Source organism: Methylomonas koyamae (assembly GCF_006483455.1).
GTDB lineage: Bacteria > Pseudomonadota > Gammaproteobacteria > Methylococcales > Methylomonadaceae > Methylomonas > Methylomonas koyamae_B.
In genome coordinates this window covers 74,876-99,426 of record NZ_PPPU01000007.1, presented here as the reverse complement: position 1 = coordinate 99,426, position 24,551 = coordinate 74,876, and the positions used below count along the sequence as shown (strand labels likewise).

Annotated in this window: 17 protein-coding genes; 8 read left to right on the top strand and 9 right to left on the bottom strand. The window is 56.4% G+C overall.

The window, feature by feature from the left end:
• Window positions 1–61: 61 nt before the first annotated feature.
• On the top strand, window positions 62–1,396 hold the full coding sequence (locus C2U68_RS04235; RefSeq protein ID WP_140911263.1) for a TolC family outer membrane protein: 1,335 nt from the start codon (window positions 62–64) through the stop codon (window positions 1,394–1,396).
• Window positions 1,397–1,435: 39 nt separating this feature from the next.
• On the opposite strand, the gene C2U68_RS21520 is transcribed toward C2U68_RS04235, so the two are convergent.
• Both C2U68_RS21520 and C2U68_RS04230 read right to left on the bottom strand, forming a co-directional pair.
• Complete coding sequence (locus C2U68_RS21520; protein WP_260839210.1) at window positions 1,436–1,564, bottom strand: hypothetical protein; 129 nt, start codon at window positions 1,562–1,564, stop codon at window positions 1,436–1,438.
• Between the two features lie 13 nt (window positions 1,565–1,577).
• A complete protein-coding gene (locus C2U68_RS04230; RefSeq protein WP_140911262.1) occupies window positions 1,578–2,972 on the bottom strand; it encodes an OFA family MFS transporter in 1,395 nt (464 codons plus the stop codon).
• Between the two features lie 319 nt (window positions 2,973–3,291).
• On the opposite strand from C2U68_RS04230, the gene C2U68_RS04225 reads away from it, so the two are divergent.
• Window positions 3,292–5,574 (top strand): TonB-dependent receptor, encoded by a 2,283-nt coding sequence (locus C2U68_RS04225; RefSeq protein WP_260839209.1) that lies wholly within the window; start codon window positions 3,292–3,294, stop codon window positions 5,572–5,574.
• 3 nt (window positions 5,575–5,577) lie between these two features.
• Here the strand turns inward: C2U68_RS04225 and C2U68_RS21085 are convergent, their stop codons facing one another.
• Window positions 5,578–5,730 carry a hypothetical protein gene (locus C2U68_RS21085; protein WP_186289489.1) on the bottom strand — a complete coding sequence of 51 codons (153 nt, stop codon included), beginning with the start codon at window positions 5,728–5,730 and terminating at the stop codon, window positions 5,578–5,580.
• Between the two features lie 28 nt (window positions 5,731–5,758).
• On the opposite strand from C2U68_RS21085, the gene C2U68_RS04220 reads away from it, so the two are divergent.
• On the top strand, window positions 5,759–6,229 hold the full coding sequence (locus C2U68_RS04220) for a hypothetical protein (protein WP_140911261.1): 471 nt from the start codon (window positions 5,759–5,761) through the stop codon (window positions 6,227–6,229).
• On the opposite strand, the gene C2U68_RS04215 is transcribed toward C2U68_RS04220, so the two are convergent.
• The 4 genes from C2U68_RS04215 to C2U68_RS04200 form a co-directional block, all read right to left on the bottom strand.
• On the bottom strand, window positions 6,230–6,730 hold the full coding sequence (locus C2U68_RS04215; protein WP_260839208.1) for an aspartate carbamoyltransferase: 501 nt from the start codon (window positions 6,728–6,730) through the stop codon (window positions 6,230–6,232).
• Between the two features lie 110 nt (window positions 6,731–6,840).
• On the bottom strand, window positions 6,841–7,521 hold the full coding sequence (locus tag C2U68_RS04210) for a copper resistance protein B (protein WP_260839207.1): 681 nt from the start codon (window positions 7,519–7,521) through the stop codon (window positions 6,841–6,843).
• The gene (locus C2U68_RS04205; RefSeq protein ID WP_140911260.1) at window positions 7,514–9,232 is read right to left on the bottom strand and encodes a copper resistance system multicopper oxidase; all 1,719 of its coding nucleotides are present in this window, start codon (window positions 9,230–9,232) and stop codon (window positions 7,514–7,516) included. Before C2U68_RS04205 ends, C2U68_RS04210 begins: the two co-directional genes overlap by 8 nt.
• On the bottom strand, window positions 9,222–9,584 hold the full coding sequence (locus C2U68_RS04200; protein WP_140911259.1) for a hypothetical protein: 363 nt from the start codon (window positions 9,582–9,584) through the stop codon (window positions 9,222–9,224). The genes C2U68_RS04205 and C2U68_RS04200 overlap by 11 nt, the downstream gene beginning before the upstream one ends.
• Window positions 9,585–9,736: 152 nt before the next feature.
• On the opposite strand from C2U68_RS04200, the gene C2U68_RS21515 reads away from it, so the two are divergent.
• Both C2U68_RS21515 and C2U68_RS04195 read left to right on the top strand, forming a co-directional pair.
• Window positions 9,737–9,865 (top strand): hypothetical protein, encoded by a 129-nt coding sequence (locus C2U68_RS21515; RefSeq protein ID WP_260839206.1) that lies wholly within the window; start codon window positions 9,737–9,739, stop codon window positions 9,863–9,865.
• Between the two features lie 214 nt (window positions 9,866–10,079).
• A complete protein-coding gene (locus C2U68_RS04195) occupies window positions 10,080–11,597 on the top strand; it encodes a S8 family peptidase (RefSeq protein WP_140911258.1) in 1,518 nt (505 codons plus the stop codon).
• A gap of 341 nt (window positions 11,598–11,938) precedes the next feature.
• Here C2U68_RS04195 and C2U68_RS04190 read toward each other — a convergent pair whose 3' ends face one another.
• A complete protein-coding gene (locus C2U68_RS04190; protein WP_140911257.1) occupies window positions 11,939–15,370 on the bottom strand; it encodes a hypothetical protein in 3,432 nt (1,143 codons plus the stop codon).
• Between the two features lie 297 nt (window positions 15,371–15,667).
• On the opposite strand from C2U68_RS04190, the gene C2U68_RS04185 reads away from it, so the two are divergent.
• From C2U68_RS04185 to C2U68_RS04175, 3 genes are all read left to right on the top strand, one after another.
• Window positions 15,668–17,329 (top strand): bifunctional metallophosphatase/5'-nucleotidase, encoded by a 1,662-nt coding sequence (locus tag C2U68_RS04185; RefSeq protein ID WP_140911256.1) that lies wholly within the window; start codon window positions 15,668–15,670, stop codon window positions 17,327–17,329.
• Between the two features lie 42 nt (window positions 17,330–17,371).
• A complete protein-coding gene (locus C2U68_RS04180) occupies window positions 17,372–20,545 on the top strand; it encodes a hypothetical protein (RefSeq protein ID WP_140911255.1) in 3,174 nt (1,057 codons plus the stop codon).
• Window positions 20,546–20,621: 76 nt separating this feature from the next.
• A complete protein-coding gene (locus tag C2U68_RS04175) occupies window positions 20,622–22,334 on the top strand; it encodes a DUF945 family protein (RefSeq protein ID WP_140911254.1) in 1,713 nt (570 codons plus the stop codon).
• 61 nt (window positions 22,335–22,395) lie between these two features.
• Here the strand turns inward: C2U68_RS04175 and C2U68_RS04170 are convergent, their stop codons facing one another.
• Entirely contained in the window at window positions 22,396–24,408 is a 2,013-nt protein-coding gene (locus tag C2U68_RS04170; protein WP_140911253.1) for a TonB-dependent receptor plug domain-containing protein, read from the bottom strand.
• Window positions 24,409–24,551 lie beyond the last annotated feature (143 nt).

Here is a 24,551-nt window from a genome sequence, read left to right as displayed (position 1 = left end):
CGCCGGGCTATTTTAGGCGATAATGATTATTTATTTTTACCCGTCCGCACGAGATATAGCAATGACAAGAACGTTATGCACGCTTTTGGTGGCGTTAATCCCGGTTAAGTTGGCTTTCAGCCAGGATTTGCTGGAGACCTTCCAATTGGCAAAAGCCAACGATCCCGATTTCAAAAGTTCGGATATCAACAAACTGGCGACGGCCGAAATCAAATCGCAAAGCATTGCCCAGATGTTGCCTAAGCTCTCGTTCAACGCCAACAGCAGCCGTAATCGGCTGGAAAGTACCAGCTTCCTGGGTACCACCTTGCAGCATTATTGGGATAGCAAGTTGGGCTTCAACTTAACACAACCGGTCTTTCACTGGGAACACTGGGTGCAATTGGACCAGGCCGACAACAAAATCGCCCAGGCCGAAGCCCAATTTCAGGCCAAATACCAGAACCTGATGCGGCGTACCGCGGAAGCTTATTTCAACATTCTGGCGGCGCAAGACAATCTGGAATTTGCCGTCGCCGAGAAAAAAGCCATCGAAAAGCAGTTAGAACAAGCCAAGCAACGGTTCGACGTCGGCATCATCGCCATCACCGACGTTTACGAAGCTCAAGCCGGCTACGATCGGGCGCTGGCCAGCGAAATCGAAGCGCAAAACCTGCTCGACAACAGCAAGGAAGCGCTACGGGAGATCGTCGGCGACAACGCTGCCGATTTGGAGGGTCTGCAACCGGAAATTCCGCTGTCGCCGCCGGCGCCGGAGGATTTGTCGTCCTGGGCCAATTCCGCCGAGAACAATAATTTTTCGATCGTCGCTCAAATCAACCAGACTGAATACATCAGAAAGAACATCGATTTACAGGAATCCAAGCACATGCCGACCCTGGACATCGTCGCTCAATACAACGAAATGGATACCGGCAACCAATACGGCCTGCGCGGCGACAGCCAAAGCTTCGGGCTGCAATTGAATCTGCCGCTGTACGAAGGCGGCGGCGTCTCGTCGCGGGTGCGCCAAGCCGAGCACGAGTACCAAGCGGCCAAGGAAGACCTGACCAAGGTCAAGCGCAGCGTCAACCGCGGCGTCAAGGACGCCTTTCGCGGCGTGGTTTCCAGCGTCAGCCGGGTCAAGGCGCTAGATGCCACCAGCAAATCGGCCGACATGGCGGTACAAGCCGCCGAAGCCGGCTTCGAAGTCGGCACCCGGACCATGGTCGACGTGTTGACCGAGCAACGCAATCTGTACAAAGCCAAAAGCGATTACGCCAGAAGCCGTTACGACTACCTCATCAATGGCATCAAATTGAAGGAAGCGGCCGGCAGTTTGAGTGAAGTGGATTTGGAAGTGGTCAACCAATATCTGCGCCATGCGGCCGGCGCGGAAAAATCCGGTTCCCGTTGAGCCACCGCATCAGCGGGGCCGCAGCGGCTGGATGGACATTTAGCCGAATAAAGCCAAAGCTTTCTTGACCGTGGACCAGACGCCCCAGGCCAGCGGCAGCAATACGTAAAGCCAAAACAAGGCCACGAGCAGCGGACTGGACGGTTGGTGATTTTGCGGATTGTTCATAATTGGTCTCGGTTCAGTGATCGGTCTCGCCGGCCGGATAAATACCGTCCAGTTCGTCGAAATCATCGTGTTTCATATGGTGCTTTTCATGCACCGGCCGAATCGCCAGATTGGCGGCAAATCCAACCAGCAACAGCCCGGCCATGATGTACATCGTCATGTTATAGGCTTCAGCTTTGGCTACGCCTTGGCCAATCTGATATTCGCGCAGATAGTTGACCAACACCGGACCCAACACGCCGGCCGTGGACCAGGCCGTCAGCAGCCGGCCGTGGATGCCTCCGACGAAACGGGTACCGAATATATCGGCCAGATAAGCCGGGATGGTCGAGAATCCGCCGCCGTACATGCTCATGATCAATGCATACAGCAGCACGAACATCGCCATATTGCCGGCCATGCCCATAGTCGGAATCGTTGCATACAGCACCGCGCCGACCGCAAAGAAAATCATGTAGGTATGCTTGCGGCCCAGATAATCCGACGCCGACGACCAGAAAAAGCGGCCGCCCATGTTGAACAAACTCAGCAAGCCGACGAATCCGGCCGCGGCGGCCGGAGTCACCGAGCCCTTGAACATTTCCTGAATCATCACCGAAGCCTGGCCCAGCACGCCGATGCCGGCGCTGACGTTCAGGCACAACACCAGCCACAACAAGTAAAACTGCGGCGTTTTCAGCGCCTGATCGATATGCACGTGTTTGTCGGTAATCATTTTGTTGGCGACGACCGGCGGCGTCCAACCCTCGGGCTGCCAATCAGCGGGCGGAATCCGGATCGCCAACGCCCCGATCAACATCGAGCAAAAATACACGGCACCCATCACCAAAAACGCTTCGCTCACCCCGACCGAGGTTGCCGATTTGAATTGGTCCATCAACCACACCGATAACGGCGCGCCGATCATCGCGCCGCCGCCGAAACCCATGATAGCCATGCCGGTAGCCATGCCGCGTCGGTCCGGAAACCATTTGATCAAGGTCGATACCGGCGACACGTAACCCAAGCCCAGGCCGATGCCGCCGATCACGCCGTAACCCAGATAAAGCAACCCGATCTGATGCAGCTTGACGCCGAGCGCGGCGATAAAAAATCCGCCGCCGAAGCAACAGGCCGCAACGAACATGGTCAGCCGCGGGCCGACTTTTTCCAACCATTTGCCGCCGAATGCGGCGGACAAGCCCAGAAAGACGATGGCTAAACTGAAGATCCAACCCAGCTCGGTTAATTTCCAATCGTCGGGAGCCGAAGCGCCAATGCCGATGACACGGGTCAGCGGATCGTTGAATACGCTGAACGCATAGGCCTGGCCAATGCATAGATGTACCGACAGTGCGGCTGGCGGCGCCAGCCAACGGCTATAGCCTGACCGGGCGATAATACGCTGCTTCGAGAAAAATCCTGCCATTTGCTGAGTCCTTAACCGATTTCAGAAATTCCGAACGCCGAATGTCCGGCCAAGCCGCCATTTTAACAAGACCCAAGGCTGTAACGAAAATCGATAACTTGCGGCATATCCCCTAGTCACGCCGGATTATAAAACATAGTTTAATTGACTCGTGCCTCCGCAGGCCAGAGCCGGCGCCGGCTGCGGAACTGGTCCGTTACTTGCGTTTCCGAGCCCTGGTATTACGCATACTTCTATCCCATTTCAAAACGTAACCGATTCGGCAACCATGACAAAACACTACCCGGCCCCCGGGCGCCAATTCGCAGTACTCATCAACATGTCCATTTTGGCATGCGGCATCAACGCCGCACTTGCCGCCGACGGCAGCGCTGCAGAAGAGGAGCAGAAGCAACCCGCAAAACAAGAAAAACAAGCAAAACCGGCGACACCGAAAGCCGCCACACAGACCCTGGAAGCAATGACGGTGGTCGGCACTGTCCCGTTGAATCCACCCAACCAAAAACCGCAATTGGATAGCGAAGCGGTCACCGGTAGCCGTCTGGGCTTGACGCCGCGGGAAACGCCGGCCTCGATCACGATCATCGACCGCGCCACCTTCGAAAAACGCGGCGCGCAAACCACGCAGGAAGCCCTGGAGAGAGCGCCGGGCATCATCGTGTCGTCGCAACCCGGCTCTGCCGGTTCGGTATCGATGCGCGGTTTCAGCGGAACGCAAATCACCCAGTTATTCAACGGCATCACGGTACAGTACGATGTGGTTGCGGCCAGGCCGCTGGACAGTTGGCTGATCGAGCGGGAAGAAGTATTGGGCGGACCGTCCACCTTTCTCTATGGGCAAGGTGCCGTTGGCGGTTCGATCAATTACGTCAGCAAAATCGCCCAACGCGGCCCGGACCGCCATAGCGCGCTGGTTTCGCTCGGCGAATATCTTAACCGGCGGGCTTCTTACGGATTTAACGGTCGGCTCGGCAACACCGATAACTGGTTGCAGGCCGATATCAGTTACCTAGGCTCAGAAGGTTATATCGATCGGACCGAGGCCAATTCCGGTGCCATGTCGTTTTCGTTGTTGAGCGACATCACCTCCAAGCTGTCCCACACTATCGCCTTCGAGCACCAATTGGAAGACCGCGATTCCTATTGGGGTACGCCGGTACTGAATCCGACGGTTGGCGGTCGGATCGTCCCGTGGGGTACCCCTGGTCTGGGCCCAATCGAAGGCCAGATCGATCCGAACACCCGTTTCAGAAATTACAACGCCGCCAGTCCGACCTTCGACCAACAGGTGTTCTGGCTACGCGACATCGTCGATTACCAGTTGTCGGAAAATACTCAGTTAAAAAACACGTTTTATTACTACAAGGCCGACCGGCAATGGTTGAACGTCGAAGGCTACGACTGGAACGCCAGCAACACCCAAATCATTCGCAACCGCTCGTTTGCGGTCAACCACGACCAAGCCCTAGTGGGCAACCGTTTCGAAATTGTCCACAGCGACCGCTGGTTTAACTTGCCGTCGAAATTCTCGGCCGGTATCGACGTCGCCTACAACAAACAAACCCGGGCGCCCAGTATGGAGAGCGCAACCGGCACAGTCAGTACCGTCGATCCTTACAATTTCAGCGTAGGCAGCTACTACGATTATCCGGCTGCTACCGGTCCGGTGCCGAACGCTCGCAACGAGCTGTATACCGTCGCCGGCTACGCCGAAAACCGGCTGACGCTGGTACCTGATTTGAATCTGATCACCGGCTTGCGGGTGGACGATATCCGGCTGGATGCGGTCAACCTGCGCACAGGAATCGTACCGCCCACCGCGACTACGCCGGCCGCGTTCGGTCGCCGCTGGACCGCGGTGACTTGGCGCGCGGCGCTGATGTACGACATCACCTCCACCTTCAACGTGTATGCCCAATACAGCACTGCCGCCGATCCGCCTTCCGGCATCCTTACCACCGGCACCTTCGCCGCCTTGCGCGATTTCGACCTGACCACCGGCCGTCAGGCGGAAATCGGTACCAAATTCGATTTCTGGGACGGTAAAGGTTCGGCAACCTTGGCCGGTTATTACATCGAACGTAAAAACCTGTCGATGACCGACCCGTCCGACCGTAACCGGGTGTTGCCGATCGGGGCACAATCCTCCGCCGGTATGGAAGCGAATATCGGCGTGCAATTAACCCCGGAATGGAGCATGCAGGGCAATATGGCTTATGTCGACGCCCAATACGACAAGTTTCTGGAAACCGTCAATAACACCACCATCGTTTCCCGCAAGGGCAACCGGCCGACCAACGTTGCCAAATGGGTCGCGAACGCCTGGCTCACCTGGGATTTCGACCCGGACTGGCAATGGAACTTCGGCTCCCGTTATGTCGGCGACCGCTTCGTCGATACCAGCAACATTATCAAGGCCCCGGCATTCGCGGTATTCGATACCCAGTTGGCCTGGAAATTCAACCCGCACGCGACCGTTACCGCCCGCGTAAAAAATCTGTCCGACGAACAATATGTGGAATGGGGCAGCGGCGGCAACGCACCGTTATTTTTCATTGCCGCGCCGCGCACCTTCATGATGGAATTGAAACTGGATTTCTGAACCCTAGCCGTCCCAGCCGCCGCTACGCACAACACCATTGTCGGCGTAGCGGTAACGGGTGGCGGCGAACAGCGCCGGCAATGCTTCTTTTTCAGCGCCAGCAATGCTAAATTCCCGGCTTAACTTTTTTAGCGGCCTGATTATGATCGGATTCATTGCCTGTAGCATTGCCCTCGCGGTTTTAGTGCAAAACCAAACCGCGCTCCTGGATTACCTGGTGTCGCCGCTGGCGACCGCCGTCGGCGTCACGGTGATGGCCGCCAGCGTCGCCGGCGGCTATCTGAAAAAGCTCCCTACCTCGCTATGGCACGATGGCTTTGCCACTGCCGGTTTGTTCGTCTGGTATTCCTACTGGCAACCTCAGTTCGGCGCCGAAGCGCCAATGTTTTTCTTGTTTCCGATCTACTACGCGTTATTGACCGCGACCTTGACCCTGGCCTTGATCAATAAGGCGCCTTACTTCGATCCGGACTCGGTACAACACTTGCGTTACCTGGAGAAAATCAGCCGATTCGACTTCAGCCTGATTCTCGGCCTGGTTGCCGCCAGCTTACTAATTACTCGTCATTACGCGCTGTATCCGATGGCGATGACCTTTTTTGTGGTGCGTCATACCATGCTGGTATGCCTGGAAATTATCGACGCCGAGGCCTGATCATTGCGCCGGCGCGGCATGATGTTGCTGATGTCCTGGGACCGCCTCTGCGCCGTGGGCTTGGGTTTGGGCATCGAACCATTCGTGCAACGCCTGCACCAATTGCGGGTATTCGCTGCTGTAATGGATCTGGGCGCCGTTCGGTAAAGCCCGGTACTCGTAACGAATCTCGTCCGGTTTCGCGTTTTTCAGCCTTGCCAAGCCCGGCATGGCGGCACCGTGCATGCGTTCGCTCGCCGAGAAATCGCCGCTGGTCAAAGCACCCGCCAACTGCCGCAGATGGGCTTGGATGGCAGCGATCACCTTGGCGTCGGCACCGGGCTTGGCGACCACGTGCTGCACGCCGCCGTGAACGGTTTTGCTGAAAGTTTGCAGCCTGTTATCCGGCGAATACGCTGCGGACACCGGACTTGGGACTGGTTTGATTTCGCCAAACGCCGTGGTGGCGAAAGCGGTAGTGATTAAAAAAATAGCGATGGCGACGAAGTTGGAATTTGTCATGGTGGCTCTCCTGAAAGTATTGATTAGCCACTTCCCCGTTGTGGGTTATCGTCCTAATCCGATCAGACAAGCAAATTCAAGCACTGGTTCAGCCCTTTCGCAGCACCTTGCTAATACCAGAACCGGAAACCGGCAACGGCTCTGACGCTATGTTGATGTTCGCGCAGCGACTGCTCTTCGACGTAATCGACCCCCAGATAAGGCGCAAATTCGCGTTCGATTTCGTAACGCAGCCGCAATCCGGCCTCGAACTCGGTGATGCCGGCCTTGACACCGCGCGACTGCAAATCTTCGGCCGCCACATTCAAACCGATGCGCGGCTGCAGGATCAGGCGCTGACTCAGCAACAGCTCATAACTGACAGTCAATCGACCCAGTACATTGCCCTTCTCGGTGACGAACAGCGCGCTGTCCACTTCAAAAAAATACGGCGCCAAGCCCTGAAACCCGATCACCGCGTCGAAAGTGCGCTCCGGCTCGAACGCGCGGCGGGCGCCGATTTGAAAATCCCAGAAACTATCGACGTTGCGGCTGTAAAGCACCTGTAAATCGGCCCGGCCGAAAATGCCCTGGTCGGCCGAATAGTCGCCTTCCGTTTTCAACCAGAGCTTGTGGTCGTCGTTACCGAACCAATTCTGTACATCCCATTTCGCCAGATGCAGTCCGCCGTTACTTTCGTATTCCAGGCGTTCGGCCAGGAAGCGGTTGAACAGCATGTGGCCGTCATCGGCTCGGCAGTTCAGCCACAGCAGGCCGATGATTGTGGCTATCGCTCTGCGCCGCTCAATCATGATTCGGCTCGACGATCAATTTACGAAACATGCCGGTATCCATGTGGTACAGCAAATGGCAATGAAACGCCCATTCGCCCACCGCGTCGGCCGGCACATCGACCACCGCGGTGGTCCCCGGCCTGACATTGACGACGTGCTTTTTCGGATTGTATGCGCCGGCGCCGATATCCAAGTATTGCCACAAGCCGTGGATATGAATCGGATGGTTCATCATGGTCTGATTGACGTAACGAAAGCGGACCACTTCGCCTAATTTGACCCGAATCGGTTCGGCATCGGCGTATTTGACGTCGTTAAACGACCAGATGTAGCGCCGCATGTCGCCGGTCAGCCGCAACTCGATTTCCCGGTCCGGCTTGCGCAGCGGCGTGGCGTTTTGGGCGCGCAAATCGCGGTAATCGAGCGTCTGGTACGACGGAATTTCCGGCGACATTGCGGCGTGATGGTGGCCGGCATGGGCGGTATGTTCTGTTGCCTGGCCGGCTGCGGGACTCTCGGTAGTCTGCGGCCCATGGCCGGCGTGTTCGACGTGTTCGACGTGTTCGACGTGTTCGAGATGATTATCGCCCTGCATTGCGTGTCCGGCGTGGGCGCCGCCCATATCCGCCAGCGTCAACAAGGTCCGTGGCGTCGGCGGCGGAACCGGCGCCAGCCAATCCGCCCGCGGCGACAGACTGGCGTGGGCGTAACCGCTGCGGTCCATCGCCTCGGCGAAAATACTGTAGGCTTGTTCGGCGTTGGGTTGCACCACGACGTCATAGGTTTCCGCAACCGCAATCCGGAAGGCGTTAACGTTCAAAGGTTGCAGGTTTTGGCCGTCGGCAGCAGCAACCTGCATGGTCAAACCAGGAATACGCACATCGAAATAGGTCATCGCCGAGGCATTGATAAAACGCAGCCGCACTCTTTGTCCGGGGTTGAACAAAAAATGCGGTTGCATCTGCGGGGTGCGGCCGTTAATCAGGAAATGGTAGGTGGAACCGTTGACGTCGGCCAGATCGGTCGGGTCCATCCGCATCGCTCCCCAGGCCAAACGGTCGTCGACGGTTTCCGCAAACCCGAGCCGTTCGATGTCGGCAAACAAATCGGCAAGCGTACGCTTCTGAAAATTGTAGTAATCGCTCTGCTTTTTCAGCCGAGCCAGCGTGCGGTAAGGATCGGCCTGCGGCCAATCCGACAGTATCACCACGTAATCGCGATCGGTTGGCGGCTGCGGTTGCGCCGAATCGATGATCAACGCCCCGAACAAGCCCTGCTGCTCCTGCATGCCGGAATGGCCGTGGTACCAGTAGGTGCCGCTCTGCTTGACCGGGAATTGGTAAGTAAATCGGCTCGCCGGCGCGATACCCTCGAAACTGATACCCGGCACGCCATCCATCCGATACGGCAACTCGAGGCCGTGCCAATGGATCGAAGTCGGTTCCGACAGCCGGTTTTCGACATGCAACACCACCTGCTCGCCTTCGCGCCAATGCAAGGTCGGCCCCGGCAAACCGTCGCCCGCCAGGATCGCGGTCTGCGGCTGGCCGATGATATCGACCCGTTGCTCGGCAATCGTCAAATGGTATTCCCCGGCTACAGCCTGCCCGGCCAACGCCATGGTCAAGCCGATACAGCGGATACGATTCGGCACATGCTCGACCAAACAGCCGGCAAGCAGACTGCGGCTAGCGGCTAACCGATGCTTTCGCTCGCGGTTAACGCGCATCTTCCGGCATCTCCGGCGCCTGCCACTCGCCGCGCTGGCGCGCCTCGTCGACGGTTTTCCAGCCGTCGGCGACTTCCTGTTGCGTAATCCCCAGCCGCTGCAATAAAGAATCCAGCAGCGAATCGGAGCTAGCCGGCGCCGAAATCGGCGCGGATTTACCGGCAGACTTGGCGGCCGGCAGTTCGGTAATCACCAAGGCGCCATTGATCGGCTTGACTTCGCCTTTGGCGCATTTTTTAGCGTCGTCGGTATATAACGTTTTGCCGGCCACCACGCATTTGACCGGTTCGGCCGACAGCGGTACGGCTGTCGCCAGCATCATGGCCGCACTCAATATTTTGACGAGTTGCATCGCTGCCTCCGAAAAATAAGGGTTTCTGTCCGGCAATCGCGCGTGGGCCAAGCCGCTAGCGCCGAAAATCGGCCCTGGAACTTTTCGCACTCGCGCCCAATCCTCCTAGCGCTGCCGGACCAAGTGACCGGTTCGGCATACCGGAGGACGAGATGAAATTAATCCTTGCACTGATGATAGCCGCAATTGCCTACTCGGCACTACGCTTTATCGCCGAAGTGGCCGGAGAACTCGCCGAATTCGCCGTCGAGGCCTGGCGACATGGGCAAACGGAAAAGTAAGGCCCGTTTCAAGACGGCCGGTTGGTAGGCAGTTACGCTCTCGGCGATCCGGATGGCGTTGGCTTTAGCGCTTACCCGCGCCTTAGCGAAAAGATTCCTCCGTGAATCAACAACATCTCCGATTTCATTACATTTGAAACGTTACGTCAGATTCGATGGTGCCACTTGCAGCATGTTAGTATCGGCGGTTGACTGAACAGTAGCGGATTGGGAGATGTCGATAACACAAGTTAAATCAGGGATTGGTCGCGGGTTTACGGCCGCAATGTTGCTTGGGCTATCAGGGCATTTAATCAATGAGGTACAGGCAGACACGACGACCAAGACAGTCACCCAAGGCGACACTCTGCTTGGTGCCGATCTGGCGAGAAACATTTACGACTTGAACGGCGCTGGCATTACCGTTGCCATCATCAGCGACAGTTTCAATTGCCTGGGCGGCGCCGAAATTGGCCAGGCCAATGGCGAATTGCCAGCAACCGTGACGGTATTGAAAGAAGCCGATTGCCAAGGCGAAAAGACGCTAGACGAAGGCCGGGCCATGCTGGAAGTGATACACGATCTGGCACCCGGCGCCAGTTTGCTGTTTCACGCTATGGGCGACAATCCAGCGGACTTGACGCAAGCCTTGAATTGGGTAGCCGATCATGGCGCGCAGATCATCGTCGACGATGCGATCTATTTTAGCGAACCGATGTTTCAGGACGGTCCGGCATCGCAAACCATTGACCGGCTCGCAGCCGAACGCGGTATCGCTGTTTTCTCGTCGGCGGGTAACGCCGGCCTTAACAGCTATCAGTCGGCGTTTGCCGATAGCGGTCGTTATCCGTTGGGCGAGAAGCATGGCGTCGCCCACGACTTCAATTCCGATCCCCGCAAAACCGATACCTGCCAAACCATCACCGTTGGCGCCGACGCGTTTACCGTATTGAGTTTGCAATGGGACCAGCCGGCCAAGTCGATAGGTGGCGGCAACGGCTCGGCCATTGACCTGGATGTGGTGATTTACGACGACCCAGCCTGCAAGCGTGTCAGCCAAGCCTGGGTCATTGGCGGCGCGATCGATAATCTGGGCGGCGACCCCGTCGAAGTGGTCGGTTTCGACAACAAAGGCAACCGCCGCCGAAAAACCGTCGGCTTGAGCATTTTGAAAGTGGCCGGTCCCGCGCCCGGCTTGCTGAAATACATCCTGAGCGGCAGCTCGCTACCCAGCGAACACCCCAGCATCGACGAGTACCGCAACTCCGCCGAAACCGTCACTTCAGCATTCGGTCACGCCAATGCGGCAAACGTGTTCAGCGTCGGCGCCATAGAAGCCGGCCAGGGCAAGAAGCCGCCGGCGCCGAGTTATTATTCTTCGCCCGGCGGTTTGCCGATTTTGTTCGACAACCAAGGCCAGCGTTTAGCCGAGCCCATCGTCCGCAGACATGTCGATGCCGTCGCGCCCACCAACGTCAATACCAGTTTCTTTTCTAAGACCCGGCCGGACCTGGAAAAAGACGGCAAGCCCAATTTCACCGGCACCTCGGCCGCCGCACCACATGCCGCCGCCGTTGCTGCTTTGCTGTTGCAACACGCCGCGCGAAACGGCCAGCTTTTAAAGCCGATTGAACTTTACGAGGTATTACGGCGCAGTGCCCTGGACATGGGCGCGCCGGACTACGACTATGAAACGGGGTACGGACTCCTTCAACCAGCTAAGGCAATCAACTTGTTATCAAACGACCGATAAAAAAGCCTTTCTGCTCTTCGAACATAGCCAGCCTAACTACAAAAACATTGACTATTCTGGGTATTGGCCGGAACGATGATTGGCTGGTTTGAAAAAGCGCAAACTTCATCCCTTCCACAGAAATCATTGAATCAGATTTGCACAATTTCAAAGATCAATACGGCCAATTGCGGACGGATGGTTTTTCTGAAGAACGTCAGTTGATTGAGCTATTGCCGCCAAGCGTAATCCCAAAAATATGCGATTGCCCATAGGTTGTGCCGAGCCATTTGAGGCGCAACGATCGAGAACGGCGGCTTCCTATATTTTCGCATCTTATGGCCTTGCAACACCAAGTGGGTTTATCGGCCATATTCCGCCCAGAAAATCTCGCCTCTTTCGTATTCGGCATACGCAATCGCGACATTTAGCAAGATATGAATCTGATGCGAAATATTATCCAGATTTTCCGGCAATTGTTTGATCAATTCCGCCAGCATATCGTTTGCCAACGCACTATCTCCTGCGGTTTTCGCCCAGTGGGCACAAGCTCCAAGTGACGATTCGCTGATGGAAGTGTTACTTGAGAAGTACTTCGATGCGCGCTGTTTAGCTTCTTGAAACCACGCACTTGCCTGCGCTGACTGTTGTATGGCCATGGCGGTATAAGCCAATTCGCACAAGGCCTTAGTACCAAATTGATTGTCGGTCGAACGGGCCGTTTCGGCTAAAGCATCCAACAGAGCTAATCGTTTGGCCGAATCAAATGGCAATTTATCCGATTGCAAAAGTACCGCACTCATATGGATTGCCTGGCGCCGTTCGGCGGGCGTCATACCGATGTTCAAAGAATCCGGCAATTGCTGTAATTCATTGCTGATAACTGATTCGACGAAATCATGTTCTTCCTCGTCTTCCCGATTCTCGGCAATCGTCAACGCACCTTGCCAATTTCTCAAGCGAACATTGAGCGGCTGCACCGTTGTTATGGCATCCAATAGTGGAGTATGGGCTTCGTTTTGGAACTTAACCAAGGCAATTTCGGCTAAAACTCTTTGTCGTGACTGCTCCCGCACCGACTTTTGAGCAAACTGCTCCGGCGCTAACGTCCCCCTCGCGATTTCCAACGCGTCGGCTTCGGCTCCCATTTGAGCGAGAAGTTTGACAATGCCTTCGTTGACGAAACTGTTTTGAGCAAATTGAACCTTGCCGTTCGGTAAATCGTTCACCAACTCATTGAATGCTTCCTTGGCATATCGGATCGCTTTTTCGTTCTGCTTAAGCCTTTGCAGAGATTTCGCCAATTCCAGCAAACCATACGCCCGAATGTGACTGTGGTTGTCGCTAACAGCGATATGTCTGGCCGTAGTAAATTCACTTTCAGCTTCATTGTCGCGGCCTAACTTGACTAGTATTTGGGCTTTTGCCAAAGCGTACGTCAACGGATATACGATGTGCGCTCGACTAGGTTTATTAGTCGCCAAATCATCCAACCGCTCTAGCGCAATTTGCGCTTCGCCTTGTTCAGCGCGCTGAACGGCTATTTTTAGGGCAAGCAGCCCATCTTCTCGTTCACCCCGTTGCCAAATGGGCTCCAGCCAACCTGTAGCTAGAATGCCGAGTTTCACATCGTTAATTAACCTATCCGGATCGCAAAAGTCCGAATGGCATCCATAGTTTTTTGCCTCGGTTAACGCGCTAATAAAATCAGTTTTAGCTTTTTGGGGATTTCCGCAGAAAAATTCGATCTTTGCCAATTTGGCTTTGGTTATAAACGATTTTTTTTTGAATTTCTCGTGTTCCTCAAATTTGGCCATGCTATTGGCCAATGCCTTCCCGGCTTGAATTTCATTGGCTTTACAAAACGCCACCGCAATATCTTCCAGATCTGGTGGAATATAGTGGTTAATTTTGGGAGTGGCGTTCACAGCCTTGCCGACTTCACCAAGCCGCGCGTACAAAATGCTGGCTCGGATGGCTAATGTTGTTTCTTGCAGAAAATAAGGTTCGCCTTGCTCCAATTCGCTTAACGCTTTACGAGTTGAATTAGCGTCGCCTCGTTCAAGCCGGCCTTCGGCAAGAGCTAGCATGATTTTAGTAAAAAGTTCAGGTTGCTTTTCTTTGTTCGTTTGCAAGTCAGAAAGCGAGGCGGCAGTTGTATCCGAGGCTGGCGCTAAAACTTCCATCAATCGTGAAGCTTCCTGAATAGCACCTCGCCGTGCTTGCGCAATAGCGGAAGCTTCCAAAACCTTAAAGGCGTTCAGAATGCGCTTGGATTCGGCGGTTTGGTATAAATCGAGCGATTTTTCAGGACCGGAAGGAACGATGTCGGATAAAAACAATGGCAGAACCGCATCGATAGCTTTCAGATGGCGCTGTCCATGGGGATACTCTATTCCAGCAGAAGCAGCTCCGTTGATAGCTTTCTCCACCGATTGTTGAGCATCCTGGCCGAAACCCAATTGCCATTCGGCCTGCGCTTTTAAACTTCTCGCCTTTACAAACTCAGTCGTCAACGATATCGGGTTTTCGGTAATCGCTAAACCATTGGTCGTGAGTTTGCGGGTCCATTCCGGATAGCCTCCTGCTAAAGCGCCAAGGCCAAACTCAATTAGATAAGTATCCCTATGGTTTTGCTCAAAAGACAAATTCTCGGTTATTTGTTCAAACAAGCATTCCGTACTCGGTTGGGCACGGCATTTGGCATAACGGGCTTGCGGAGTCGCTGCGATTTCTTCAGGGCTTACGGCGGTGACGGGTTTAAATTTGAAGCGCTCGTCTTCCAAGCCAAGTCGCATGGCTTGGTCTATCCATGGGCTATCCAATAGTTCTTGATTGAATGGCTTGGGTTCCCGCAGTCCTGGCAAACTCAGTTTATGGCGCAAAAAGACTTCGAAAAACGGCATATAATCCAGTTCGCTGTTGACCACGTCGTACGCGCGATTGTCGATAGTTACCTTGCCTTGATTTCCTGGACTGGTCCATTGAGCGACCGTAGAGTTCAGATCGAGCTCTATCCAAGATGGGAAAAACAGCCCGGCAGTAGCAAAGGCCTTGCGCACTGACTGGCTGTTTTCTATGGCATAGACGGTTCTAAACAATTGTGTTCTATCTGACAGCGAAGCATTGGCCCAATTCGACGAGCCTTGATAAAACTTCCTTAACTTACCGACACCAATACGTTTGTTGAACTCGTAATCGCTAGCGGAATAATCGGCCACATAAACCAGCCGCTCTGCCTCATCGAAATAACGATGAAAACCCACCGCAAAGCCATCAACGTAATACTCTTCGAATTGCTTTTTGCCGTTCGGCCAAAATGCGGTAATGACGCCGTGTTTTAGATAGCGTCCCGATATTTTGTCGTTTTTAACGGCCACGTATTCGGCGTGAGGTTGGCCGCTCGTTTTATAGCGGGACACGACGCTGATTTTATCGTCGTTACGGGAGGCTTCGTATTTGAAATGTGCGGATTGGCAAGAAAGGTGATTTGGCCTACCGTAACCGGCAAGGTACTCAGACATTCTAGCAGAGCCAATAAAAGATTCGGCTAGTTGGGCATGAATCGGCAACGTTTCGAATTGAGAAACAGGATCGGGCGTTGGCGTATCTGCGCAGGCTGGCGATCTGGCGTCGCTACTGGACGTTGACAAGCCGGCCGCTAACGTCGTGTTCGGCACTTGTAATGCGATAAGCAAAATTACGCCGACAAAAGCACTTTCGAGTCTACCTATCAATCTAGCGGCGAGCGCCGAACATCCTTCGCCCGGATTTTTTCCATTCGTCACTAACATCTAGTCCTCATAAATTTCAGCCTCCAACATCAAGCATTCAAACTGATTCGCCGCATAAGAGTAGCATTGTTCTTCTTTCAGTTGGCTTAGCCAAACAGAGCGCAGGCTCGGTCGCTTTGCCTTGGGCAATAGCAATACTTGCCACTTAAGCCAGTAAAAATCGGCGGATTCGCGTTCCAGCAAAAGTCGGCTTACGGTCTCTTTTCGCCGGCGGCAAACCCGTCCATTTTTGGGTTAATTCCGATTCGCTGCTATCTTGATCGGCAACTTTTCCCAGCTCCGCGGAGGATACGCTTTATGTCGCCGACAAAATCACTGCTATTCGCGACCGTCGTCGCCTCGCTTGCGGCTTGCAGCGCGGTGCCCACCTCCGATACGCCTGCCGGAGCGGAGCCGGCGCCTACCGCGCATTTCCGGATTCTGCAAGTCAACGACTCCTACAAAATCGAAGGTCTGGAGAACGGCAACGTCGGCGGTTTTGCCCGCTTGCGTACCCTGCGCCGACAGTTGCAGGCCGATGCCACCCCGGTGTTGCTGTTGCATGGCGGCGATTTTTTGTTTCCGTCGGTGATGAGCAAATACCTGCAGGCCGATGCGATGGTCCAGGTCATGAACTTGCTGGACGGCGAGCCGGCCGCGTTCGATCACGACATGATGGCGGTGTTCGGCAACCACGAGTTCGATACGCCGGACGCCGGGCTGTTGCTGCGGCGGATCGTGCAATCGGACTTTAGCTGGATTTCGTCCAACACCCGCTTCAATTTCAGCGACAGCGCGGCCGCAGAACCCTTCAGCCAACGGGTGCCTCAGGTGCACGACGTTTGCGTCAAAGACATCGCCGGCGTCAAGGTTGGCTTGTTCGGCATCACCCTGGATAGCCGTAAACAGGCTTATGTCGAATTCGCCTACGATCTACCGGCCAGGCGCACCGCCATCCGCAACACCTTGGACCGCTTGCAAAGCCAGGGGGCGACGGTTATCGTCGCCCTCACCCACCAGGATTTCGACCAAGACCAATGGCTGGCGCGCGAATATCCGGAAGTGAACCTGATCGTCGGCGGCCACGAACATTTTTTTATCGAACAACAGATCGGCCACACCTGGATCACCAAGGCCGACGCCGACATTAAAAGCGCCATCGTCCACGACGTTTACGTCGGCGGCGGTAAGGTCAGCAGCAGCCACCGCAAAGTCGATCTGGACCAAAGCATCGCCAAAGACCCATTGGTGGCGGCCGAAGTCGACCGCCAGTTGCAACGGCTGGCCGGCGTATTTCAGCAACAAGGCAAAGACCTGAAGCAGGTGTTGGGTTATACCGAACATCTGCTGGAAGGCGTCGAGCCGGCAGTGCGCGGCCGGGAAACCGCACTCGGCAACTTCCTGGCCGACACGATGCGGGAACGCATGCGCACCGACATCGCCTTCACCAACGGCGGCGGCATCCGCATCAACGACAACATCCCGCCCGGACCGGTCACGCTGTACGACATGGAAGGCTTGTTTTACTACGACAACAAACTGGTCAGCTTCGAATTGACCGGCCAGCAACTGCTGGAGGTGTTGAATAACTCGGTGTCCAAAACTCATTTGGGCGACGGCCGTTTTCTACAAGTCTCCGGTATCCGCTTCGGCTACCGCGCCGAGCCCCAAGCCGATGGCGGCTTCAAGTATCGGGTAGACGCCGGCGACGTGCGGATCAGGCCGCGCGGCGCCAAACAAGACCAAGCGCTGGATTTGCACAAAACCTATCGCGTCGCCAGCACCGATTTCATTTGGGAACACGGTTCCAGCGACGACTATGCGATATTCGGCAAAGGCGAAGGCAAAACCAGTCCGCGCCGGCTGGACGACGGCACGGCTATAGGCTTCCGCCAAACCGTGGAAGCGGCAATCGCCAACTTGCCGCAGCGCACGATAACTCAACAGGTCGAGGGCCGCATCGTCCGGCTGCAACCCTAACCCGCCGCAACCGGCTCGTTTGCCGCCCATTTTGGAGAGACCATGGCTCAGCCCCGCTACTACTTCGCCGACGGCGAACGCTTTGTCGTCGAGCACTATAACCACTGCGCTGCATTTGCCAGTTTTCTGCCCGGCATCGCCGGCGTATCCGGCCGACCGGCCTGGGCGTTTTACGTCAACCGCGGCCAGGCCATCGCCAGTTTCGGCGTCCGCAACAAAGACGGCGCCTTCCTGGAGTTCTTTCCGGCCGACAAGGCTTACCAACTGACGCCGTCCCGCGGCTTCCGCAGCTTTTTAAAAATTTCCGACGGCCAAACCATCCGCCATTACGAACCGTTCCAACGCGGCGCCGGTGCGGAGGTCGTCCAGCGCTTAAGCGTGACGCCGCACGAAGTCGGGGTCGAAGAGATCAATCCCGGCCTCGGTTTCAGCATCCGCGCCGATATGTTCACACTGCCGGAGGCCGACGTCGCCGGCCTGGTGCGCCGGGTGGAAATCGGCAATATTTCCAGCCGAACCCTGCGCATCGAAATCGTCGACGGCTTGCCGCAAGTCTTGCCGTACGCGATGAACCAATGGATCTTGAAATTCATGAGCCGTACCTCGGAAGCTTTCATGCGCGTCGAAGGCGTCGAATCCGATCTGCCGTTTTACCGGTTGAAAGTCTGGCCGACCGATTCGCCGCAAGTGGAACCGGTCGACGGCGGTAATTTCTTCTTCGGCTGCAGCGCCGGCCGGCGTAACCCGGTGATCGTCGACCCGGAACGGGTATTCGGGTTGGCCGGCGATTTTTCCAGCGCGGAACGCTTCTTTAGCGACGCGCCGCTGGATTTAGAAAACCAGGTCGCAGCCAACCAGACGCCGGCGGCATTTCAAACCTTGACGCTGGAACTGCAGCCCGGAACCAGCCAGGTGTTTTACGCGGTCTACGGCCACGCCGAATCGGTGGCGGAATATCAACGTTTCGTGGCGCAGGCCGCCTATCGAGACGAGAATTTCGCCGCCAAACGCGAAGCTAACCGGGCGTTGATCGACCGAATCGGCCGCAAAGCCTTTACCGCCACCGCCCTGCCCTTGTTCGATGGCCACGTCCGCCAATGCTATCTGGATAACGGTTTGCGCGGCGGCTTTCCGACGCCGGTTCCGGGCGGCAAGCTGTTGTATTTGTTCGGCCGCAAACACGGCGATCTGGAACGCGACTATAACGACTTCCTGTTGCAGGACACGCCCTATTCGGAAGGCAACGGCGACTTTCGCGACGTATTGCAGAACCGCCGCGTCGATCTGTTTTTCGAGCCGGGCTTGGGCGGGCAAAACATCCGTTACTTTTTCAATCTGATCCAGCCGGACGGCTATAACCCCTGCGCGTTGCGCAACTGGCGTTTCGCCGTCGCTGCGCCCCAGGAGTTCGCGGCATATTTTGCCGAAATTCCGGGACTGGAGGCTTTACTCGAAACCGAATTCAAATACGCCGAGCTCTGGCAGCTGTTGGCCGGCCATGACGCGGCTGACGAAATGCTCGGCGCCATTCTCGCCGCAGCGCGGGAAGTGGCGGACGCCGAATTCGATCGCGGTTATTGGTCCGACCATTGGACGTATCTGGTCGATCTGCTGGTCAACTATCGGGCGATCTTCCCCGACCGGCTGCCCGCACTGTTGCTGGAAGCCGATTACACCTTTTTCGACCCAACCCATTACGTCGCCCCGCGCGCGCAAAAATACCGGATTACGGCCGACGGCCTGCGCCAGTACGGCGCCGTGCAATTCAGCGCCGAGAAAAAAGCCTTGATCGAGTCGCGTAGCGGCCGGCGTTACCAGGTGCGGGCCGAGCAAGGCCGTGGCGCCATCGTCCACACCACCTTGTTGGGCAAAATCCTTACCTTGGTGGCAAACAAGCTGGCGACGCTGGACCCGGCCGGGATCGGCATCGAGATGGAAGCCGACCGGCCCGGTTGGTGCGACGCGTTGAACGGCTTGCCCGGCATTATCGGCTCGGCGGTCAACGAAACCATCGAACTGAAACGGCTGGTCGATTTTAGCTTGCCGTTATTCGCCGCGATCAACGCCGCCGAGATAGTGCTGCCGACCGAGCTGGCCGCTTTCGTCGCCGGGCTGGACCGCTTGCTCGATATGCCGGTGCTGACGCCGCACGCGTTCTGGCAGGAAAGCGGCGCCTTGAAGGAAGCCTACCGCCGAGACGTGTTCATGGGCTTCGCCGGCGCCGAAACAGCGCTGAGTCCGGACCGGCTGCGCAGCTTCTTCGAAAAAGCCTCTTCTTACCTGACCGCCGCCGTAGCCAAAGCCGAATCCGACGCCGGCATCACCACTTATTACGCCTTCCGTGCCGGCGACTACCGCGAGCTGGCGGACGGCAGCGTCGAGATTACCCGTTTCCTTCCGGTGGCGCTGCCGCCCTTTCTGGAAGGCTTTGTCCACGCGCTCCGGATTGCCGATCCGGAATCGGCCAGACGCCTGTATCTGGCCGCGCGCAATTCCGAGCTGTACGACCGCAAATTGGGCATGTACCGACTCAATGCGGCGCTGGGCGACCAGGCGCTGGATCTGGGCCGGATCGGCGTATTCAATTACGGCTGGCTGGAGAACGGCTCGATCTTCCTGCACATGCATTACAAGTTTGTGTTGGAAATGCTGCGCGCCGGTCTGGTCGCCGAGTTTTATGCCGACATCGAGCGTCTGTTGGTCGCGTTTCGGGATGCCGAGGAGTACAAGCGCAATCCGCTGGAGAATTCCAGCTTTCTGGTCAGCAGCGGCTTTAGTGTCGATCAGCGCCAGCACGGCCGCGGCTGTGTCGCCCGCTTGTCCGGTTCCACCGTGGAATTGCTGCAACTGTGGACCTATCTGTTTTTCGGCGATGCGCCGTTCCGCGTTGTGGACGGCAAGTTGCGTTTCCAACCCGAGCCGGTGCTGGCGGCCAGGTTGTTTTCCGACTGCGAGCGCAGCGCGGCGCCGTTTTCCGGCGAAGAAACCTTGCCGGCAGCCAGTGCCGCCTGTGCCTTATTCGGCGCCACACTGGTGGTTTACCTGAATCCGCAACGGCGCGACTGTTTCGGTGCGCAACCGGTCAAGCCGCAGCGGTACCGCTTATATTTCCGCGACGGCAACGACACCGCGGTAGACGGCACTTATCTGGACGCCGAGGCCGCGGCGGCCTTACGCCAGGGCATGCTGCGGCGTTTGGATATCGAATTGGCCTAGTAACCGCAATGTTTTCGCGGCCGGTCACGTTTACGGCCTTATATTTGCCGGTGCCGGCTGCAGCCAGAGCAGTGCGGTGTTTGTTAGACTGGCGCCGTTATCTAAACAGCATTGGGTGGCGATCATGGAGCAAAAACCTCTAATTCAGGCGACAGGCGCTATCGCCCTGTTCGCGGCAGCTTGGCTGGGCGCCAGCGTTTATCTTGGCCGCAATGCCGAGCGGGAACTCGCGGAGCGGGTGGACAAGACCTCGGCCGATTGCGCTGTGCGTTTAAGCAATTTACAACAGCAGAACGGTTTGTTGTCGGCCAACGGCTCGCTGGAACTGCAAGTCGGCGATTTGTGCAGTCCCGACCAAACCGGCAAATATTGGGTCGTCGCCGACGTGCAATACAACGTCAGCCACCTGATTCTGCCCGGCTCGGCCATGCGGTTTAACTGGACCTTGCGGCAACGGCCCGAACCCGATCGCGACGGGCCGGGGCTGCAGTTCAGCGGCAGCGGGCATTCCGCGTTTTCCGGCACGGTGTTTTCCGATATTGCCTCCGCGGAAATGGCCGGAGGAGCAGCCGATAGCGAAAGCTGGCGCCTGGAGCCTTTGACCGGTCATATCGAAGCCGACGAAAAAAGGGTGAATCTGAGCTTAAAAGCGCCGCGTTTTACCCTGCGCGGCAATGGTAACGCACTGGATGTACAAGGAATGGGCCTGCAGCTTAATCTGCTGGATCGAGCACTGGGCTTGGGCACCTCCAGCTTGACCGTGGACAAAATCGCGTCGACGAACGCTAGCGGCGAAAGACTTGGGGTATCCAGTGCGACGGTACAAAACGGCGACCGAATCGATACCACCATCCAGTATGCCTTGGGCAGTATCGATACGATGGGTTATGCCGCGAGAGATCTGGCGCTTGAGCTTGCCATTCGCGGTCTGGATGCCGAAAGCATCAAAACCCTGGCCGACATCGCCAAGGAATCCAAATCGTTTCAAAATCTGACGCTGGAGGAAAACCAACGTTACCGCAAGGCCCTGAAACAAGCCATTAATCGCGGCTTCTCCACCGGTATCACTAAATTGAGCGGTACCGTCAGCAACTCCGCCGCAAATAGCGCACTGAACGGCCAGCTGACGATAGAACTGAAACCCAACGCCAATCCCGACGCCGACATTGAGTTGGCTAAGGTGTTGCAATCCTCCGGCCGGGTCAGCGTTCGCGGTGACGCGATCGGCGAGGACCAGAAAAACCAATGGGTGGAAATGGGCATAGCCACAGCCGGGGCCGAAGGCCTGCAGGCCGGTTACGAATATGCCGCCGGTATTCTGAAGACCAACGACCGTATCATCGACGGCCAGTGGCTCCAACAAACCTTGACCGACACCGACGCGCATCTCAACCGCTTTCTGAATGATCCGGAAAGCGAAATGCCGGTACCCGGCTTGGAAAACGTGATCAACCCGCAAACCGAAAACGACGCCGATGAATCCGATTCGGCACCGGACCCGGCGGACCAAGCCGCGAATCCGCTGGCCTACCAATCCATCAGCATGACCGGTCGCGCCGTTTACGCCGAATCCGGGGCCATGTTGGAAAGCTCGGACGGCCAACGTCTGTATTTTGCTGCCGACTCCGACGTCGGCCAACTGATCGCAGGATTATGCCGCGAAGGCGAAACCTGCGCCGTGACCGCCCTGGTCGACGCCGATCGGCAAATAAAAGCGATTCAACAACTCAACGCCGTCCCTGCCGCCGAAACGGAACCCAACGGCGGGACTACCCCGGCGGCGAACTGAGCGGGCTATCGGCCAACAGTGCCGCCGCGGCCGGCCGCGCAGCGTCACTCGATTCCAGGCCTCAAAACTCCAACGCAATTTCGCCGAAAAGCATACGGCCGGGGGATGCCGGAACGGTGTTGATGTTTTTACGGTTGAACTCCGGATAATAAAAATTTTCGTCGAGCACATTGTCCAGATACAAGGTAAAAGTCATGTGTTTGTGTTTGGCGGCTCCCAGCCAGTTATTCAACTTGTAATTGGCGTTGACGCTGACGTTGTGGTACCCGCCGGCAGGCGGATTGACCAATAGCGCACTGGGTGCGGCTTTGGCGGCGCTGAAATAGGTATCGAACATGCCGATTTGCAAGTTGGGGCTGAAATCGTAGCTTAAGCCCAGTTTCGCCATGTGGTTGGGCATTAAGGTTTTATTGTTCTGTTGGTTTTCGTCGCGATTGGTTTGAAAGGTGTAAGAGCCTTTCCAGGACAAACCGGGCAACAGTTTGGCCTCGGTTTCCAGTTCCAGGCCCTCGAAGGTTGCGCAGCCGCCGTTGACGTACAGCAGCCGGGTCGGCACCGTGTTCGGGATCGGGCTGCGCACGATCAAATTGGTCACCCGGCTTTCGAACGCGGTCAACGAGATCTGGTAATCGGCATCGTGGTAAAAAATCTGGGCGTCGGCCGTTTCGACTTTTTCCGGCTCCACGCTGCGGTTGCCCAACACCACCGCCGAATTGGCGCCCAATTCGCCGGCACTCGGCGCCCGATAAGCCTGGGCGAATAACAACTTGGCTCCCCAATTGGCCGTCATTTCGTAAACCAGGCCGGCGCGGCCGACCAGGCCGTCGATGGCGTTGTCGTTTTCCGCGACGCCGCTCGGAGCCGCCTTCAAATGGTCGAAGCGGTGCCATTGCCCGCCGAGATTGAGCTGCAGATTATCGAGTATGGCGTAACCGACGTTCGCGTAAATGCTGGACTTCAATTGCTCGTAGGGCGCCAACGTATTCGGTTGCGACACCTGAGTCACCTGCCCTTGTTGCCATTCCACCAGCCCGCCCAACAGCAGATTCAGTTTATCGTCGAAAAACGACAGGAAATGGCTTTGCTCCAGCAACAGGTTGTTTTCCCACAAATCGGTCAGGTAGGGCACGCCGGCTACCGGCAGATTGTAGTTTTGCGAGAACTTGTTCAGCGTCAGATTCCATTTGCTGCGCCAAAAGTCGTTGATTTGGTGATTGTAACCGGCATCGAAAAACAGGCGGTTGTTTTCGACCTGTTGGCCGAAGCCGATCGGCACCGCGCCCCAATGCTGTTTCTGGCTGTTGACCACGTACAAATTGAAATCGAATTCTCTCCAGCCGCCCCAGATGCTGGCGCTGACGTCGCCGTCGTCGTTGCGGAAATTGACGTTTTGCCGGGTTTCGTCGACCGCAGATGCCGTCCAGCCGTCGCTGGCCCGATACCTCACCGCGCCGCTGATCGCCGCGTCGCCGCGGTTCCAGCCGAACTCGGTTTCGGCTTGGCCGGTATTGTAGCTGCCGTAGCGGCCGCGCACGGTAAGCCGGTTGTCCTGTTTCTTTTGGGTAACGATATTGATTACGCCGGTAAAAGCATTGCTGCCGTACAACACCGAACCGGAGCCGCGCACGACTTCGATTTGTTCGATATGGTGGATCGGAAAGTCGCGGAACATGGTCTCGTTCAAACCGCCGTAAGCGCTATCGCGAAACGGCCGGCCGTTGATCAGCACCAGGGTATGGTTGTTGACGTGGGTCAGCGCGTCGCCGCGCACCGCCGCGGTGCTGTTGGACCAGATATAAGTGCTGAGCATGTAAACGCTGGTGACCCGGTTCAACACGTCGGCCAGCGTGTTGGCGCCGTAGCGCTCGATATCGTCGCGGGTGACGATGCTGACGATGCCGGCGGCCGAATATTGGCTTTCGGCTTTCTTCGACACCACTTCCACATTCAAAATGTCTTCCAACGACATTTTTTTCAGAACTTCGATATCGGCTCCGGCCAGAGAAACGCTTGCGTTCAGGCAATTGCCCAAAACCAACGCGATCTTAAAAGTGACTAGGCGGAATCTTTCCATAAAATCAGGTAGTACCGGTTATTGGACGGCCGAATTCGGCAACCTTGAATCGCGCTTGTTTTACATAGGCCCAGTCTAGCGTAAAACGGCGAAATATCGATTCAAAACGTTAGAGTGGGAATGCGACCTTCGGCCTCTGCTGC

What these genes read in the sequence shown, in the direction of transcription:
- C2U68_RS04235 (WP_140911263.1), top strand. Translation starts at nt 62, where the DNA reads ATGACAAGAACGTTATGCACGCTTTTGGTGGCGTTAATCCCGGTTAAG.
- C2U68_RS21520 (WP_260839210.1), bottom strand. Translation starts at nt 1,564, where the DNA reads ATGAACAATCCGCAAAATCACCAACCGTCCAGTCCGCTGCTCGTGGCC.
- C2U68_RS04230 (WP_140911262.1), bottom strand. Translation starts at nt 2,972, where the DNA reads ATGGCAGGATTTTTCTCGAAGCAGCGTATTATCGCCCGGTCAGGCTAT.
- C2U68_RS04225 (WP_260839209.1), top strand. Translation starts at nt 3,292, where the DNA reads ATGTCCATTTTGGCATGCGGCATCAACGCCGCACTTGCCGCCGACGGC.
- C2U68_RS21085 (WP_186289489.1), bottom strand. Translation starts at nt 5,730, where the DNA reads ATGAATCCGATCATAATCAGGCCGCTAAAAAAGTTAAGCCGGGAATTT.
- C2U68_RS04215 (WP_260839208.1), bottom strand. Translation starts at nt 6,730, where the DNA reads ATGACAAATTCCAACTTCGTCGCCATCGCTATTTTTTTAATCACTACC.
- C2U68_RS04210 (WP_260839207.1), bottom strand. Translation starts at nt 7,521, where the DNA reads ATGATTGAGCGGCGCAGAGCGATAGCCACAATCATCGGCCTGCTGTGG.
- C2U68_RS04205 (WP_140911260.1), bottom strand. Translation starts at nt 9,232, where the DNA reads ATGCGCGTTAACCGCGAGCGAAAGCATCGGTTAGCCGCTAGCCGCAGT.
- C2U68_RS04200 (WP_140911259.1), bottom strand. Translation starts at nt 9,584, where the DNA reads ATGCAACTCGTCAAAATATTGAGTGCGGCCATGATGCTGGCGACAGCC.
- C2U68_RS21515 (WP_260839206.1), top strand. Translation starts at nt 9,737, where the DNA reads ATGAAATTAATCCTTGCACTGATGATAGCCGCAATTGCCTACTCGGCA.
- C2U68_RS04195 (WP_140911258.1), top strand. Translation starts at nt 10,080, where the DNA reads ATGTCGATAACACAAGTTAAATCAGGGATTGGTCGCGGGTTTACGGCC.
- C2U68_RS04190 (WP_140911257.1), bottom strand. Translation starts at nt 15,370, where the DNA reads ATGTTAGTGACGAATGGAAAAAATCCGGGCGAAGGATGTTCGGCGCTC.
- C2U68_RS04185 (WP_140911256.1), top strand. Translation starts at nt 15,668, where the DNA reads ATGTCGCCGACAAAATCACTGCTATTCGCGACCGTCGTCGCCTCGCTT.
- C2U68_RS04180 (WP_140911255.1), top strand. Translation starts at nt 17,372, where the DNA reads ATGGCTCAGCCCCGCTACTACTTCGCCGACGGCGAACGCTTTGTCGTC.
- C2U68_RS04170 (WP_140911253.1), bottom strand. Translation starts at nt 24,408, where the DNA reads ATGGAAAGATTCCGCCTAGTCACTTTTAAGATCGCGTTGGTTTTGGGC.